The sequence below is a fragment of the Streptomyces sp. NPDC054834 genome, from assembly GCF_053611185.1.
The window spans coordinates 114,253-129,856 of the sequence record NZ_JBSGZV010000021.1 but is presented as its reverse complement, the minus strand read 5'-3'; the positions used below and the strand labels follow the sequence as shown (position 1 = coordinate 129,856).

The 15,604-nt window shown below is 72.0% G+C and carries 12 protein-coding genes; 7 read left to right on the top strand and 5 right to left on the bottom strand.

All coding sequences use genetic code 11. The features are described from left to right. Window positions 1-80: 80 nt before the first annotated feature. Window positions 81-494, top strand: coding sequence for an SsgA family sporulation/cell division regulator (locus tag ACWGJM_RS26780; RefSeq protein ID WP_453414254.1), 414 nt, complete (start codon window positions 81-83; stop codon window positions 492-494). 23 nt (window positions 495-517) lie between these two features. On the opposite strand, the gene ACWGJM_RS26775 is transcribed toward ACWGJM_RS26780, so the two are convergent. Further along, a complete protein-coding gene (locus tag ACWGJM_RS26775; protein ID WP_453414253.1) occupies window positions 518-1,525 on the bottom strand; it encodes a Gfo/Idh/MocA family protein in 1,008 nt (335 codons plus the stop codon). A 62-nt stretch (window positions 1,526-1,587) separates the two neighbouring features. Beyond that, entirely contained in the window at window positions 1,588-2,685 is a 1,098-nt protein-coding gene (locus ACWGJM_RS26770; protein WP_453414252.1) for a baeRF3 domain-containing protein, read from the bottom strand. Window positions 2,686-3,454: 769 nt separating this feature from the next. Between ACWGJM_RS26770 and ACWGJM_RS26765 the strand changes: the two genes are divergently transcribed. Both ACWGJM_RS26765 and asnB read left to right on the top strand, forming a co-directional pair. After that, window positions 3,455-4,240 (top strand): alpha/beta hydrolase, encoded by a 786-nt coding sequence (locus ACWGJM_RS26765; RefSeq protein ID WP_453414251.1) that lies wholly within the window; start codon window positions 3,455-3,457, stop codon window positions 4,238-4,240. Between the two features lie 226 nt (window positions 4,241-4,466). Beyond that, window positions 4,467-6,311: an asparagine synthase (glutamine-hydrolyzing) gene (gene asnB, locus ACWGJM_RS26760; RefSeq protein ID WP_453414250.1), complete on the top strand. Its 1,845-nt coding sequence runs from the start codon at window positions 4,467-4,469 to the stop codon at window positions 6,309-6,311. Here the strand turns inward: asnB and ACWGJM_RS26755 are convergent. Further along, window positions 6,304-7,887, bottom strand: a complete 1,584-nt coding sequence (locus tag ACWGJM_RS26755) for an alpha/beta hydrolase (RefSeq protein ID WP_453414249.1) — start codon at window positions 7,885-7,887, stop codon at window positions 6,304-6,306. The two genes, asnB and ACWGJM_RS26755, sit on opposite strands and share 8 nt — an antisense overlap. 273 nt (window positions 7,888-8,160) lie before the next feature. Here ACWGJM_RS26755 and ACWGJM_RS26750 point away from each other — a divergent pair, with 273 nt between their 5' ends. The 3 genes from ACWGJM_RS26750 to ACWGJM_RS26740 all read left to right on the top strand — a co-directional run bounded on the left by ACWGJM_RS26750 (window position 8,161) and on the right by ACWGJM_RS26740 (window position 10,757). Further along, entirely contained in the window at window positions 8,161-8,865 is a 705-nt protein-coding gene (locus ACWGJM_RS26750; RefSeq protein ID WP_453414248.1) for a chaplin, read from the top strand. Window positions 8,866-9,082: 217 nt separating this feature from the next. Beyond that, window positions 9,083-9,937, top strand: a complete 855-nt coding sequence (locus ACWGJM_RS26745; protein WP_453414247.1) for a GNAT family N-acetyltransferase — start codon at window positions 9,083-9,085, stop codon at window positions 9,935-9,937. Window positions 9,938-9,983: 46 nt separating this feature from the next. Beyond that, the gene (locus ACWGJM_RS26740) at window positions 9,984-10,757 is read left to right on the top strand and encodes a GNAT family N-acetyltransferase (protein WP_453414246.1); all 774 of its coding nucleotides are present in this window, start codon (window positions 9,984-9,986) and stop codon (window positions 10,755-10,757) included. A gap of 83 nt (window positions 10,758-10,840) precedes the next feature. Here ACWGJM_RS26740 and ACWGJM_RS26735 read toward each other — a convergent pair whose 3' ends face one another. Beyond that, entirely contained in the window at window positions 10,841-11,104 is a 264-nt protein-coding gene (locus tag ACWGJM_RS26735) for a GlsB/YeaQ/YmgE family stress response membrane protein (protein WP_453414245.1), read from the bottom strand. A gap of 225 nt (window positions 11,105-11,329) precedes the next feature. Here ACWGJM_RS26735 and ACWGJM_RS26730 point away from each other — a divergent pair, with 225 nt between their 5' ends. Further along, a complete protein-coding gene (locus tag ACWGJM_RS26730; protein ID WP_453414244.1) occupies window positions 11,330-12,778 on the top strand; it encodes a hydrolase in 1,449 nt (482 codons plus the stop codon). Window positions 12,779-12,818: 40 nt separating this feature from the next. Here ACWGJM_RS26730 and ACWGJM_RS26725 read toward each other — a convergent pair whose 3' ends face one another. Continuing rightward, window positions 12,819-15,542: a glycoside hydrolase family 2 protein gene (locus ACWGJM_RS26725; RefSeq protein WP_453414243.1), complete on the bottom strand. Its 2,724-nt coding sequence runs from the start codon at window positions 15,540-15,542 to the stop codon at window positions 12,819-12,821. Window positions 15,543-15,604 lie beyond the last annotated feature (62 nt).

Here is a 15,604-nt window from a genome sequence, read left to right as displayed (position 1 = left end):
TCTCTGGGAAGTGACGCAGGTCACACGGAATCGGTCGCGGTTTCGCGTAATGCGAACGGCCCCCGCGAGGTCCTAAAGGCATGGACTTCACCTTCACGCAGCCCGCCCTCGTCCGCCTGATCACCGCCGGGGACCACGAGGTCCCCGTGACCGCCACCCTCCGGTACACGACCGAGGATCCGCTCGCCGTGTTCATCGACTTCCCGCCCGAGGCGACGCTCGACGGGGAAGGCGCCACCTGGACCTTCGCCCGCTCCCTGCTGGACGAGGGGCTGGGGGCGCCGGCCGGATGCGGGGACGTACAGATATGGCCGTGCGGGCGGGGGCGTACGGTCCTGGAGTTCCACTCGCCCTACGGCGTCGCCCTGTTGCAGTTCGGCACGCCCGCGCTGCGCCGGTTCCTGCTGCGCAGCTACGCCGTGGTCGCGGCCGGGCAGGAGGACGTCGAAGCGGTGGTCGAGCGCGGGCTCAGCGCCCTCTTCGGCGGCGTGTGACCGCCCGTGGCCCGGCCGGCCGCCTACGGGGCCGGGCGCGGGGCGAGGTCGACGGCGACCCTGCCCCCGCTCTCCAGCGCCCGCACCCCGGCCTCGGCGACGACGGACGCGGCATAGCCGTCCCAGACGCCGGGACCGGTGACCTCGCCGCGCCGCGTGGCGTCCACCCAGGCCTGCACCTCGCGGTCGTAGGCGTCGGCGAACCGTACGACGTAGTCCTGTGCGACGTCCTCGCGGGCGCTGCCCCCGCTGGTGACGACCATCGTGTGCTCGTCGCCGATCCGCGCGCTGCCCGACTCGCAGACGGCCTCGCAGCGGACCTGGTAGCCGAAGCCGCAGTTGACGAAGACCTCCACGTCCACCAGGGCACCCCGCTCGGTCTCGAACAGCACGAACTGCGGGTCGAGCAGCCCCTCGGGGGCGCCCGCCGAGGAGGCCGGGCGCAGCACGGTCACGGCCGTGAGCTCCTGCCCGAGCAGCCAGCGGGCCGCGTCGATCTCGTGCGAGACCGAGCTGTTGATCAGCATGGCGCTGGTGAAGTCCGGCGGGGAGGAGACGTTGCGGTGCGTGCAGTGCAGCATCAGCGGCCGTCCCAGGCGCCCGCTGTCCAGCAGGTCCTTCAGACGCCGGTACTCGCTGTCGTAGCGCCGCATGAACCCGATCTGCGCCAGTCGCCTGCCGAGCCGAGCCTCCGCCTCCACCACCCGCAGCGCCCCGGTGGAGTCCGGCACCATGGGCTTCTCGCACAGCACCGGCAGCCCGCGCGCGAAGGCCGCGAGCAGCGCCTCCTCGTGCGCCGGGCCGGGCGAGGCGATCAGTACGGCGTCCACGCCGGGCGCGCCGAGGGCGGCCTCCGCCTCCGCGTGCACCGAGACCCCGGCGATCCCGGCCGCCGCCGCCTTCGCGCGGGCGGTGTCGGGATCGGCCACCGCGGCGACCCTGGCCCCGCTCACCACCTGGTCCAGGCGCCGTATGTGGTCGGCCCCCATGTGTCCCGCACCCAGCACAGCCACGCCCAGCAGGTCACCCACGTGTGCACTCCCTCGCCGTCAAAGGTTTCGGCGTAGCGTAGGGACACGTCCGGCCGGATGGGTCAGTAGCGCAGTACACCCGCGATGCCGGCTTCGTCGCCCAGGGTGCCGTCCGGGACGAAACGGACGTCGGCGCCGGTCTCCAGACACTGCTCGACGATCTCGTCCACGATGTCCTCGCGGGCGTCGAGCTCGCCGCTCACGGCCGGTAGGAGGTGGTCGCCGCCCTCGTCGCGGACCGTCACGCGGTAGTTCTCCTCCACCGCCAGCAGCCGGACGCGGCCCTCCCTGGCGCTGTGCCAGACCTCGTCGACGCCGGCCGCGAAGGTGCGGTGACCGCGCGCCGAGTCCAGTTCCCGGGCCACGGCGGCGGCGTCCCTGCCGGCCTGCGCGTCGTACGCCGGCTTCACCGCCTGCCATATCGCTTCGCGGCCGGCGTGCGAGAGGCCGCCGTGCCGCACCTGCACGGCGTCCTTGGCCACGCCGCCGACCTCTTCCAGCAGGGACAGCGCCGCGTCCTCGCCGGTGATGTACAGCGGGCGCGGCTGCTCACGCAGGACCTTGGTCATCGCGGTGTCCGCCTCGCGCAGGAAGTGGCGGGTGTCCTCGTCGCGGAAGGTGCTGGGCAGGTCGCCGATGCGTTCCTGCCGCTCGGCGTCGAAGTTCTCCCGGCCACGGGCCAGCGGGAAGCCGCCGGAGCGGTCCTCCACGACCCGGTCGCCGGTGCCGCTCCACAGCGTGACGCGGTCCGCGGAGACCGACAGCACCCAGAACGGCCGCTCCGCGGCGTGCGCGGAGACGAGGTTGCGGGTCAGGAAGGTGTCCGCGAGCACCACCCGCTCGGGCACCTCCCGGGCGAGCGACCACACCTGGTGCTCACCCGGCGCGGCGAAGATCACGAGGCCGTCCTCGGCGTGCGCCAGGTCGACCTCGGCGAGTGCCCGGTCGAGCTGCTGCACGACGGCGGCCCGCCGTTCCCGGGTGACCGCGGGGTCGGCCTCCAGCTTCTTCTTGGCCTCGGCCACCACATTGCGCAGCCGGACCGGATCCTGGGCGTTGTAGGGCTCGCGCCGGTGCGTCGGCGTCATTACGGAGACCGCCGGATAGGGGCGCGGACGGCGCAGCTCGGCAAGGGTCGCGGGACTGAGTGCGTGCTCCATGACAGCACCATAGGACTGATTCGCTTATCGGGCATTCGGGGTAATCGCACCTGTCGGGTGCGGTGGCACGAGGAGGTGCCGCGACCGGCCGGGATGGTCGTCGTCGGCGGCGACGCGGTCGTCCGCCTGGCCGCGGGGTGACCGGGCCCGCCGGATCCTCCACCGCCCGGCGCTCCCGGTCCTACCGGCTCCCCGGCCGAGGCCGACCGCCGAGCGGCTCCTGCCGCGTCGGGTCGTGCATGGCGTACTCGGGCGTGGCCGCGCGTGGTTGGCAATCACGCGGTGGGGGCGAGCCTCGGCCGGTGCATCCCGGCGAGCTCCGTCGCGGGGCGAGCCGGACGGCGGGCGGCCGGCGGCTCTGGCCGCCGGGTCGGGCGTGGCGCACTCGGGCGCGGCCGGCAGTCACGCGGTTGCGGGGACGAGCCGCGGCCAGTGCCCCCCGCGGGCTTGCGGGCGTTGCGGCGTGAGCCGGACGGCGGGCGCAGGCTGCCCGGGCGGTTCTGCCTCGGCGAGTGGCGGCGTGCCGGGGCCGGGGCTTCCTTGGCGTGCACGAGCGCGGCCCGGTTGCAGGCGTCGGCCGCCCGCCGCCCACGCCCGTCCTGCCGTCTCCGCGCCCCGGTCCCGGCGCCGCCGTGCGGGTCTGCGGGCACATCCTGGGTCTCCTCGCCGGACCGCGTTGACGATTCCCCGCCGGACAGCGGTGACGCGGGGCCCGGTGGCCCGTTACCGTACCGGTCAGTAACCAGCTCGCACTCCCAGGAGACGCCCCATGCCGCAGCTCGAGGTCGACGGCGCAGCGCTGACGTACGACGACGAAGGCCCCCGCGACGGCGACGGCGTGCCCTTGGTGTTCGTCCACGGCTGGACGGCCAACCGCCGCCGCTGGGACCACCAGATCGCGCACTTCGCCGAGAAGCGGCGGGTGATCCGGCTCGACCTGCGCGGGCACGGGGAGAGCGGCGGGGCGGGGGTGCCCACGATCGAGGAGCTGGCCGGGGACGTCCTCGCCCTCCTCGACCACCTCGAGGTCGAGCGCTGCGTACTGATCGGCCACTCCATGGGCGGGATGATCTCCCAGACCATCGCCCTCTCCCACCCGGAGCGGGTGGAACGCCTGGTCCTGGTCGGCTCCATCAGCCGGATGGCCTTCAGCCGGGGCCGCGGTCTGCTCATGGCCGCCTCCACCCTCGTGCCCTTCAAGCTGTTCGTCGCCGCCAACATCCAGCGGGCGTTCGCCCCCGGCTATCCGCGCGAGCAGATCCGGGAGCACATCAGGGCCTCGGCGGCGACCCCGCGGGAGGTGGTCATGACGCTGTACGGCGCCATGCGGGCCTTCGACGTCCTCGACCGGGTCGGCGAGATCCGCACGCCCACCCTGCTGGTGCACGGCTACCACGACATCCAGCTCCCGGTGAAGCAGATGCTGCGGATGGCGACGGCGTACCCGGACGCGGTGATCCGCATCATCGACGCGGGCCACGAACTGCCGCTGGAGAAGCCGGCCGAACTGACCGCCGCGCTGGACCGGTTCGTGAGCCCCGTGCCGGTGGCCTGATCCGTACGGCGCCCCCGGGAGTTGGGGAAACCTTTGCCCGTGGCCGGTACCCGGCGGGCGGACCCCGGACGCATGCCCGTCCAGGGGACTCCCGCGGGCGGAACGCGGCCGGAACCGTGCGGCGGATTCGCCCGATCGGTCAAGGCCGCGTTGACCGGCCCGCAGTGCCCGGCACACGCTCGTCATATAGGTGCTGGGTACAACCGGTAAGACGGGAGAGCACACCATGTGCGGCATCACCGGATGGGTCTCCTACGACCGCGACCTGCGCTCCGAGGCCGCGGCCCTGCACGCGATGACCGAGACCATGGCCTGCCGCGGCCCGGACGACAGCGGCACCTGGGCCGAGGGCCCCGCCGCGCTCGGCCACCGCAGGCTCGCCATCATCGACCTGCCCGGCGGACGCCAGCCCATGACCGCCGGCACACCGGACGGAACCGTCGCTCTCGTCTACTCGGGCGAGACCTACAACTTCACCGAACTGCGCGCCGAACTCACCGGCCGCGGCCACCGGTTCACCACCGACTCCGACACCGAGGTCGTGCTGCGCGGCTACCTGGAATGGGGCGACGCCGTCGCCGAGCGTCTCAACGGCATGTACGCCTTCGCCGTCTGGGACGGCCGCCACGGCACGCTCGTGATGATCCGCGACCGCATGGGCATCAAGCCGTTCTACTACCACCCCACCCCGGACGGCGTCCTGTTCGGCTCCGAACCCAAGGCGATCCTCGCCAACCCGCTGGCCCGGCCCCGGATCGGCCTCGACGGCCTGCGCGAGCTGTTCACCATGATCAAGACGCCCGGCCACGCGGTGTGGGACGGCATGCGCGAGGTGGAACCCGGCACCGTCGTCACCGTGGACCGTTCGGGCCTGACGACCCGTACCTACTGGCGGCTGGAGACCCGCCCGCACCCCGACGACCGCGAGACCACCGTGGCCGCCGTCCGCACACTCCTGGAGGACATCGTGAGCCGCCAGCTGGTGGCCGACGTCCCGCGCTGCACCCTGCTCTCCGGTGGCCTCGACTCCTCGGCCATGACAGCGCTCGCCGCCCGTCGACTGGCCGAGCGGGGCGAGAAGGTCCGCAGCTTCGCCGTCGACTTCGTCGGCCAGAGCGACCACTTCGTCGCCGACGAACTGCGCGGCACCCCCGACACGCCCTTCGTGCACGACGTGGCCCGCCTCGCCCGCACCGATCACCAGGACATCGTCCTCGACGCGCAGACCCTCGCCGACCCCGCCGTACGCCGGAAGGTGATCGGCGCCCGCGATCTGCCCACGGCCTTCGGCGACATGGACGCCTCGCTCTATCTGCTGTTCCGGGCCGTCCGCGACCAGTCAACCGTCGCCCTCTCCGGCGAGTCCGCCGACGAGGTCTTCGGCGGCTACCGGCAGTTCTTCGACGAGGAGGCCCGGCGCGCGGACGCCTTCCCCTGGCTGTCGCTGGCCGGCCGGGTCTTCGGGGACGACGGTGACATCCTGCGCCCCGACCTGGCCAAGGCGCTGGACGTGGCGGCGTACGTCGCCGACGGCTACCGCACCGCCGTCGCCGGGATCGACCGCCTCGACGGCGAGAGCGACTTCGAGTACCGGATGCGGCGGATCTGCCACCTCCATCTGACCCGCTTCGTCCGCGTCCTGCTCGACCGCAAGGACCGCATGAGCATGGCCGTCGGCCTGGAGGTCCGCGTGCCGTTCTGCGACCACCGGCTCGTCGAGTACGTCTACAACACGCCCTGGTCCCTGAAGTCCTTCGACGGACGGGAGAAGAGCCTCCTCAGGGAGGCGGCGGCGGACGTCATCCCCCGGTCCGTGTACGACCGCGTCAAGAGCCCCTACCCCTCCACTCAGGACCCGCGGTACGCCCGTGCCCTCCAGGACCAGGCCAAGGATCTCCTCACCCGCCCCTCCCACCCGGTCTTCGACTTCGTCGACCGCGAGAAGGTCGAGCTCGCCGCCCACCGCGAGACGGCGCCCGTCAGCACGCAGGCGGCCCGCCACGGCCTGGAACGCACCCTCGATCTGGCCCTCTGGCTCGACCTCTACCGGCCGGAGCTGTCGCTCAGTTGACCGCCGGCACCCGGTCCGTCCCGCACGAACTGCCGCTGGCCGGCAGGGAGCCGTACAGCAGGAAGTCGTCGACCTTGCGGTGCACGCAGGTGGAGGAGGAGTAGCCGGTGTGCCCCTCGCTCTTGTTGTCGAGCACCACGGCCGACGGGCCCAGCCGCGCGGCCGTCTCCACGGTCCAGCGGTACGGCGTCGCGGGGTCGCCCCGGGTCCCGACCAGGAGCAGCTTCGGTGTGTGCAGGTTCTTGACCCGGTCACGGATGAAGTCGGTCCCCCGGGGGCGGCCGTAACACATCAGCAGCTGGGTGAGCCGGTACCGGCCGAAGACCGGCGACGCGTGCTCGTACGGCCCGCGCAGCCGCCGGAGTTCCTCGACGATCTGTGCGGCGCCCGGGCGGTCGGGGTCGTCCGCGCAGTTGACCGCCATCAGGGCGGCCGGGAAGTTGTCCGGGGGGACTTCGTCCGCGCCCACGAGCCCGCCGTCACCTGACCGTCCGGCGGGCAGCGCGATTCCGCCGGAGGCGAGGTTCTCGACCCCGCGCGTGTCCCCGTCCTCCACCAGCGAGGCCAGGGCCCGCTCCAGCAGGGGCCACCGGGCCCTGCTGTACAGCCCCTGCCCGATCGCGCCCACCAGGTCCTGGCCGGAGTACCGGTCACCGTAGGGCGTGGGTACCGGATCCGCGTCCAGCGAGTGCACCAGCTGGACGATCTGCTCGCCGGCCGCGCGACGGTCCTGCCCGAAGGGGCAGGAGATGCCGGCCACGCACCAGTCCAGGAAGTCGTCCAGCGCCGTCTGCTGCCCCGTGGCGCCCGCGATGCCCTGCTCGGCCGGCGGCTCGGTCAGCGTGTCCACACCGTCCAGCACCAGCCGGCCCACCTTGCCGGGGAACTGGGCCGCGTACACCGCGCCCAGCCGGGTCCCGTAGGAGAAGCCCAGATAGTTCAACTTCTTGTCGCCGAGGGCCTGTCGCATGACGTCCAGGTCCCTGGAGACGTTCACGGTGCCGATGTACGGCAGCACCGGGCCGGAGTGCGCGACGCACTCGGCCGCCGCCTTCCGCACCTTCTCCAGGACGGCCCGCGGATCGACGACGGCCGCGCCGTCCTCCGTGGCGGCGAAGGCCTCTTCGGACCCCTCGCCGCAGCTGACGGGAGAGGACCGACCGACACCGCGCGGATCGAAGGTGACCACGTCGTAGCCGTTGGTCAGGCCCATGAAGTCCTTGCCGCCGGAGGCGAGTTCGTTGATGCCCGCACCGCCCGGGCCGCCGAAGTTGAGCAGCACCGAGCCCCGTGACTTACCCGTGGCCCGGTAGCGGGCCAGCGCCACGTCCAGCGTCCCCACGTCCGGCCGGGCGTAGTCGAGCGGCACGGTGACCTTGCCGCACTGAAGGTCCTCGGGCATGTCGGGGCCCTCGCACGCCGACCAGACGATCTTCTGCCGGTAGAACCGGGACAGGTCGGGCTGGGGCGGGCCGGTCCCCGCGGCGGGCAGTCCCGCTCCCAGCAGGGTCAGCGCCACGGCGCCGACGCCCGTACAGCGCCAGGTGGCGGGCCGGGTGGACAGCTTCGCCAGCATCGATGCCTCCAGGGACCCCCACTGTGGACCGGGACGGCGTCTCCAGCTCACCTTAAGCGGGCCCCGGAGGGCACGCCTCCGGGCGGGCGCAACGGCCTGCGGCGTCGTATCATACGCACGGTCCGTGATCGTTCGATTACTTTGCGTGTGGTTCGATAGTCAGGTTCACTCGATGGGGTGAAAGGCCGATAAGCCATAACTCGGATTGGTTCGCCTGCGTTTAGTGCGATGCGGGTGATCGCCCGCGAACCATGTCTGGAAGGCAGGGAACCGATGAGACGGGTTACCCGAAACGGTGTGATCGGCGTCGTGGCCGCCTCCGGCGCGATGGCCGTGACGATGCCGGTGTGCGCCGCCCTCGCGGCCGACGGCGCTTCCGCCGACGGCTCGGCGGCCGGCTCGCGGGGGCTGATGTCCGGCAACACCGTCCAACTGCCGGTGCACGTGCCGGTGAACGTGTGTGGGAACACCGTGAACGTGGTGGGGCTGCTCAATCGCGCGGCCGGCAATGCCTGCGCCAACGTCGGCGGTTCCGGCGGGTCCGGAAGCGCGGCGTCCGGCGGCGGCGCCTCCGCGAGCGGCGGCGCTTCCGCGCACGGCGGGGCGCAGGACTCCCGGGGCGTACTGTCCGGCAACAGCGTCCAGCTCCCCGTGGACCTCCCGGTGAACGTCAGCGGGAACACCGGGAGCGTGGTCGGCGTCGGCAACCCGGCGCAGGGCAACACGTCGGTGAACGGCCCCGGCGACAACGCGCCGCAGCCGTCGAATCCCACGCCCCCGGTCCACGCGGCTCCCCGGCCGACCCCTGTGGCCAAGACCCATCCCCGTCCCGCGACGCCCGACTCCGCGCCGCCGCGGGCCGGCTCCACCCTCGCCCACACGGGAGCTGACGAGATGGCGTCCGCCGCCGCGAGCGCCGCGCTCCTGCTGGCCGGTACGGTCCTGTACCGCCGCTTCCGCTCCCACGCGGAGCGCTGACACAGGCCACCTCCACCCCCCTCCCGTGGCCCCACCGGATCCACCGACCGGTGGGGCCACGGCCGTGCCCGGCGCTCCTTCGTACCGCCGCGACCGCCGTGCGGACAGGAGCGGTTGGGCGCGGCCAACGGCTCGATCCCGGCGTAGCGGATCCTCGGATGATCGGGAAGGATGCTGCGGGCCCGATCGACCAACGCCAACGGAATGGAGCGCACCGATGACCTCTCCGACCCCCAAGGACCTCGTCATCACGCAGGCCACCCTCGCGGACTGGCCGGTGATCAGCGGGTGGGCGGCGGACGAGGGCTGGAACCCCGGGCAGTCCGACGGACCCGCCTTCTTCGCCCAGGACCCCGAGGGCTTCTTCCTCGGCCGGATCGACGGCGAACCGGTGTCGGCCGTCTCGGTCGTCAACTACGGCACGGACTACGCCTTCCTGGGCTGCTACCTGGTCCGACCGGACCTGCGTGGCCGAGGCCACGGCATCACCACCTGGAAGACGGCCCTGGCGCACGCCGGGAACCGTACCGTCGGCCTGGACGGAGTGGTCGCCCAGCAGGGCAACTACCGCCAGTCCGGCTTCGAACTCGCCTACCGCACCGTCCGATTCGCCGGCACCGCCCCCGCGGCCGAACCGCCCGCGGGCGTCCGCCCGGCCGGCCCCGCCGACCTGGCGGCCGTCACCGCCTACGACAGCGCCTGCCACCCGGCCGACCGCCCGCGCTTCCTGGCCGAGTGGCTGACCGCCCCCGGGCACCGGACCGTCGTCCGCCACGACGGCGACCGCATCACCGGCTACGGCGTGATCCGGCCCGCCCGCGACGGCCTGCGCATCGGCCCCCTCTTCGCCGACGGCGCGGACGACGCCCGCGCCCTGTTCGCCGCCCTCACCGCACAGGCGGCCGGCACCGAGGTCGCCCTCGACGTGCCCGAGCCGAACACAGCGGCCGTCGCCCTGGCCGAGGCGGCCGGTCTCACCCCCTCCTTCGAGACGGCACGCATGTACACCGGCCCGGTCCGCCCGTACGCCACGGAACGGGTGTTCGGCGTGACGACCCTCGAACTGGGCTAGCGGATATCCGGTTGCCACGCCCGGCCGCGGATGCTGGAGTGGGCGTATGGATCATGCCGCGTTGCTCGCCCTCTACGACCGGGAGATGCGCGCGGGCGCTCGGCCCGACGGTCCCGGCGCCCGCGTCGAGCGCACCGGTGCCTGGGTGCGCCAGGTCGCGGACGCGCACGGCTGGAACGGCGTCCTGTGGTCCGCCCTGGACGACACGACCGCCGACGCGGTGATCGCCGAGCAGATCGCGTACTTCCAGGGCCTGGGCCGCGACTTCGAGTGGAAGCTCCACGGCCATGACCTCCCCGCGGACCTCGGACCACGGCTCACCGCGGCCGGGTTCGCGCGCGAACCGGAGGAGACGCTGATGATCGCCGAGGTGGCGGATCTGACCGTCGACGCGGAACCGCCGCAGGGCATCCGCATCGTGCCCGCCGTCGACCGGCACGGCGTCGACCTCGTGGTGGCCGTGCACGAGCGGGCTTTCGGCACCGACGGCACCCGGCTGCGTCACCGGCTGCTCGCCCGGCTCGCCGCCGCCCCGGGCACCGTGGTGGCCGTCGTCGCGCTGGCCGGCGAGGAACCGGTCTCCGCGGCCCGCCTGGAGCTGGTTCCGGGCACGCGGTTCGCCGGACTCTGGGGCGGCGGCACGGTCGAGGCCTGGCGAGGCCGCGGCATCTACCGCGCCCTGGTCGCCCACCGCGCCCGCGTCGCCGAGACCCACGGCTACCGCTACCTCCAGGTCGACGCCTCGGCCCTCAGTCGTCCCATCCTGGAACGCCTGGGCTTCCACCCCCTCACCACGACGACGCCGTACGTGTACGGGTGAAGCACCGCCCGTCTCCCGCGACGTGACGGCACCGCTGCCCGGGGTGCGCGTCCCCCTGACCCGGCCCCGGCGGCGAGCCGGCGTCAGCGGTGGGCCCTCGACCGGTCGAGGGCGGCGACGCCCAGCGCGGCCAGGCCGATCTGGATGAGCCACTCGATCCAGTCGATGCCCCTGGTGTCGGCCACCCCGAACCCGGCGGCGATCGCCGAGCCCAGCAGGGCGGCCACGATGCCGACCACGATCGTCCACAGGATGCCGATGTGCTGCCGGCCCGGGATGACCAGGCGGCCCAGCACACCGATGATGATGCCGATGACGATGGCGCTGATGATGCCCGAGATCTCCATATCCGCCTCTCTTCCTCGAGATCCCCGCTGTGTCCACTCTGCCCGCTTGTTGTGGAAACAGTCCGCTCCGCTTGTTCCCTGTGAATGCCGGGACTTTCTGTTCACCGAACCGCCATGCCATGTACCTTTCAATCGATTGACGCGTGTAGAACCCTCAACCCGGTTCTACGCGCGCAGACTTGGCGCCCGCACCGCCTCTACCCCACCCACACGGAGGTTCGCCGGATGCTTGGATCGAGGAGATCCCGCCGCAGAGTCACCACCGCCCTGGCCGGACTCGGACTGCTCGTCACCGGAGCCGCCCTCCAGGTCACCACCAGCGCCGCGCCCGCTCACGCGGCCACCACGCACCGCATCCTGTTCGACAACGCCCACGCCGAGACGGCCGGCAACGCCGACTGGATCATCTCCACCAGTCAGCCCGACCCGCTCGGCCAGGACTCCTCCCCGTCCGCCGAGACGGACTGGACCGGCGCCCTGTCCTCCTGGGGCGTCGCCCTCCAGAAGACCGGCGGCTACAGCCTGAAGACGCTGCCCTCGGGCTCCAGCCTCAGCTACGGCGGCTCGTCCACGACCGACCTGTCGAACTTCGACACCCTGGTGCTGCCGGAGCCCAACACCCTCTTCACCACCGCCGAGAAGACGGCGATCATGAACTTCGTCAAGAACGGCGGCGGACTGTTCATGGTCTCCGATCACACGGGCGCCGACCGCAACAGCGACGGCGAGGACGCGGTCGAGATCCTCAACGATCTGATGACCAACAACAGCGTCGACTCCACCGACCCGTTCGGCTTCTCCATCGACTCCCTGGACGTCAGCTCCGGCTACCCGGCCGCGATCAGCGACAGCACCGACCCGGTGCTGCACGGCTCCTTCGGCACGGTCACCAAGAGTCTGATCGCCGACGGCACGACGGCCACGCTCAAGCCCGCCGACAACTCCGCCGTCAAGGGGCTGCTGTACCGCAGCGGCTACTCCGGCAACACCGGCGCCTTCTTCCTCACCAGCACGTTCGGCAGCGGTCGCGTCGCCTTCTGGGGTGACAGCTCGCCGATCGACGACGGAACCGGCCAGTCGGGCAACACCCTGTACGACGGCTGGAACGACACCGGCGCCACCAACGCGGCCCTCGCCCTCAACGCCACGGAATGGCTCGCCGGCGCGGGCAGCAGCAGCGGAGGCGGCGGAGGCTCCGGCTCCTGCACGGCCGCCCAGCTCCTGGGCAACAACGGCTTCGAGTCGGGCAACACCACGTGGAGCGCCACCAGTGGCGTCATCACCGACTCCAGCAGTGAGTCGGCCCGTACCGGCTCGTACTACGCCTGGCTCGACGGCAACGGCACCGCCACCACCGACACTCTCTCCCAGTCGGTGACCATTCCGTCCGGCTGCTCCGCGACCCTCAGCTTCTCTCTGCACATCGACACGGCGGAGACCACCACCAGCACCGCCTACGACACCCTGAGCGTGCAGGTCCTCAACAGCTCCGGGTCGGTCCTGGGCACCCTGGCGACGTACTCGAACCTCAACGCCGCCGCCGGCTACACCCAGCGCAGCTTCAGCCTCAGCAGCTACGCCGCACAGACCGTCACCCTCAAGTTCACCGGCACGGAGGGCTCCAAGCTCCAGACGTCGTTCGTCGTCGACGACACGGCGCTCAATGTGAGCTGACGCCCTGGGTGCCCGGCCGCCCGGGCCGGGCCCCACCGGGTCACTCCGCCGGAACCGTCTGCTCCGCCGTGTTCCAGCCGGAGACCCGCAACCGTGGCGCGGAACCCTGTAGAGCAGCGGTTCTGTAGGTGGCGGTCAGCGTCACCGACTCGCCCGGCCACAGACCGACCTCGTTGTCCGTCCAGCGCACCGGCAGCACCGGCTTGCCCGCCGCGTCCACGAGATGGACGTCCGTCAGCAGCGACGGGGTCTTCCCGCTCCCCGTGGCGCGCAGGGTCACCGTCGTGGTCGACGTGCCGTCCGACGACCGGGTGGACGCCGTCGCCGACACCGGCGCCTGCGCCATCGCGGCCAGCCCCTTCAGATCGGCGTAGTGCGTCGTCGGCGTGTGGTACCAGTCGGTCCTGTCCCAGTCGAGGCTGTCCGGCTCGGTGGAGAGCCAGTACACGTTCCGGCTCACCTCCTTGCCGGAGGAGTCGGTCAGGGTCAGACGGGCCAGGTAGGTCCCCGACAGTCCGCTCACCGAGGAGGGCAGGGTGAGCGCGGTGCTGTGGGCGCCGTCCCCGTTCACCGCCACCCCGGTGACGGTCTTGTCGTACTTCTGCGTCCCGTCGGGGTTGAACAGCGTCGCCCGCACGGTGAGTCCGGAGGCGGCGGCATGCTGGTTGCCGACCACGACGACCGAGCGGTTGTCGTACGAGTACTGCACGTGCAGCGGCTCGTTCGCCTTCTTCGCGCCGAAGTAGGCGCCGCCCTGATCGAGGTAACGGTCCATCAGCTGCCAGTGCAGGGACGTCCAGCCGCTGTTGAACATCCAGTGGATCACGCCGGTGGACGGCTTCGAGGAGTCGGTCTGATTACGCTGGTACGCCTCGAACTGGGCGCGGACGGCCTCGTACTGCGCGAGCTGGGCCTTGCGCACATAGTCGGTGAGGCTCGTCGGGGCGCCGTAGCGGCCGGTGAGGGCGTCGTCGTAGATCTTGAGGGTGCCGAAGACGGGTGACGGGGAGCGGTGGTACTGCTTGACGCCCGGGTTCTTCCAGAGCGTGTCCAGCTCGGCCGGCGTCATCATCCGGCGCAGGGTGTCGAGAGTGGGGATGTCGGGGCCCGCGCTGGTCTCGGAGTTGAAGCCGGTGGCTCCGCCCTCGCGCTTGGCGTACCAGTAGCCGGGCGGGATCCAGTCGTACGGGCCGGTCATCTTCATGCCCGAACTGCCGAGCTGCGGAGAGGACTTGTCGGAGGCGGCGGCCACCACGGGGACCGTCCAGTCGGCGGCCTTCAGCGCGTCCAGGTAGTTCTTCTCGATGGTGGCGTCGGGCGCGAAGTCGCTGCCGATCAGGAAGGAGATCACGCTCGGGTGGTCCCGCAGCCGGGCGGCCTCGGCGGCCATCGAGGCCTTGGCCACGGGATAGTCGGCGGAGGTCCACGTGTCGCCGGACTCGCCGCTCCCGTTGACCTGCCCCTCCCACTTGTCGCAGCATTCCCAGCCCGGCAGCGTGAGGATGCCGTACCGGTCGGCGAGGCCGAAGAACTCGTCCGGCTCGATGTGGCCTTCCAGCCGGATGGCGTTGAGGCCGAGGTCGAGGGCGTACTTCAGCCGGTCCTCGACATAGGTGGGGTCCCAGCGCAGGAACTCGTCCGGAGACCAGCCGCCGCCCTTGATCAGCAGCTTGCGGCCGTTGATCCGGTACTGGCGGGCGCCGTCGGAGTTCAGCGGCGCCTGCACGTCCCGGATGCCGAAGCTCTCGTGCGCGGTGTCCGACACCGTGCCGGAGACGGACGCGGTGAGGTCCAGGCCGTACAGGGGCTGCCCGCCCATGCCCGCCGGCCACCACACCTTCGGGGAGTCGAGGTGCAGGGCGGGGACGTCGGCGGGCGTGAAGGTCACGGTCTTCGTCTCGTGCGCGGCGAGCGGGACGGCCCTGGTGAAGGTGGTCCCGCCGATGCTTCCGGTGACCTCGGCGGTGACGGCCGTGTCCGAGTCGTTGCGGGCCCGCGCCTTCACCGTCAGGTCCGCCGAGGCGAGCGACGGCACGTCGAGCTTCGTCACCACGTGCGCGTCGCGCAGCGCCACCGGTCCGCCGCGGCGGACCAGGACGTCACGGACGATGCCCATGTTCTGGTCCGGCGGCGGCTGGAGCCAGTCGATCCAGCCCATCGTCAGGTTCTTGTTCGGTTCGTTGGGCTGGATGCGGAAGGCGACCGTGTTCGTGCCCGCCCGCACGAGCGAGGTGACGTCCAGTTCGTGGTGGGTGTAGGCGCCCGTGACGTCCGCGGCCCGGGCGACCCGCGTGCCGTTGACGTACACGTCCGCCGCCGAGATCACCCCGCTGAAGTCGAGGTAGGTGCGCTGCCCGGTGTCGGCGACCGTGAAGTCGGAGCGGTACCACCACGGGACCTGGAAGTCGGCCTTCGGGATCTTCTGCTGGTTGGTGGACCAGAAGGGATCGGCGTACACCCCGTCGGCGAGCAGGGCCGCCAGAACGGTGGAGCGGGACCCCGCCGGGTACCAGCCGGCCGCCGGATAGCCGGGGGAGGAGACGGCGGACGCGGAGTCGCTCACCTTCGCCGTGGACTGGATCGCGTAGCCGGTCAGCGGAGTGCCGGTGCCGGCGGCGGTGGGGACGTGGGTGGTACGGGGCCGGCCGTGCGACGGAGCGGGGTGCGGGGACCCGGCCCAGGCGCCGGTGTTGAGCGAGCAGAGCAGGCCCAGGGTGACGGCGGCCGTGGCGAGGCGGCGATGGGCGGCGGGGCGAGGGAACACGGCGGTCTCCAGCCTCGGTAAAGTTAGGAAACTTTACTAACCTGGCTCAAGCTAGGGCGCCG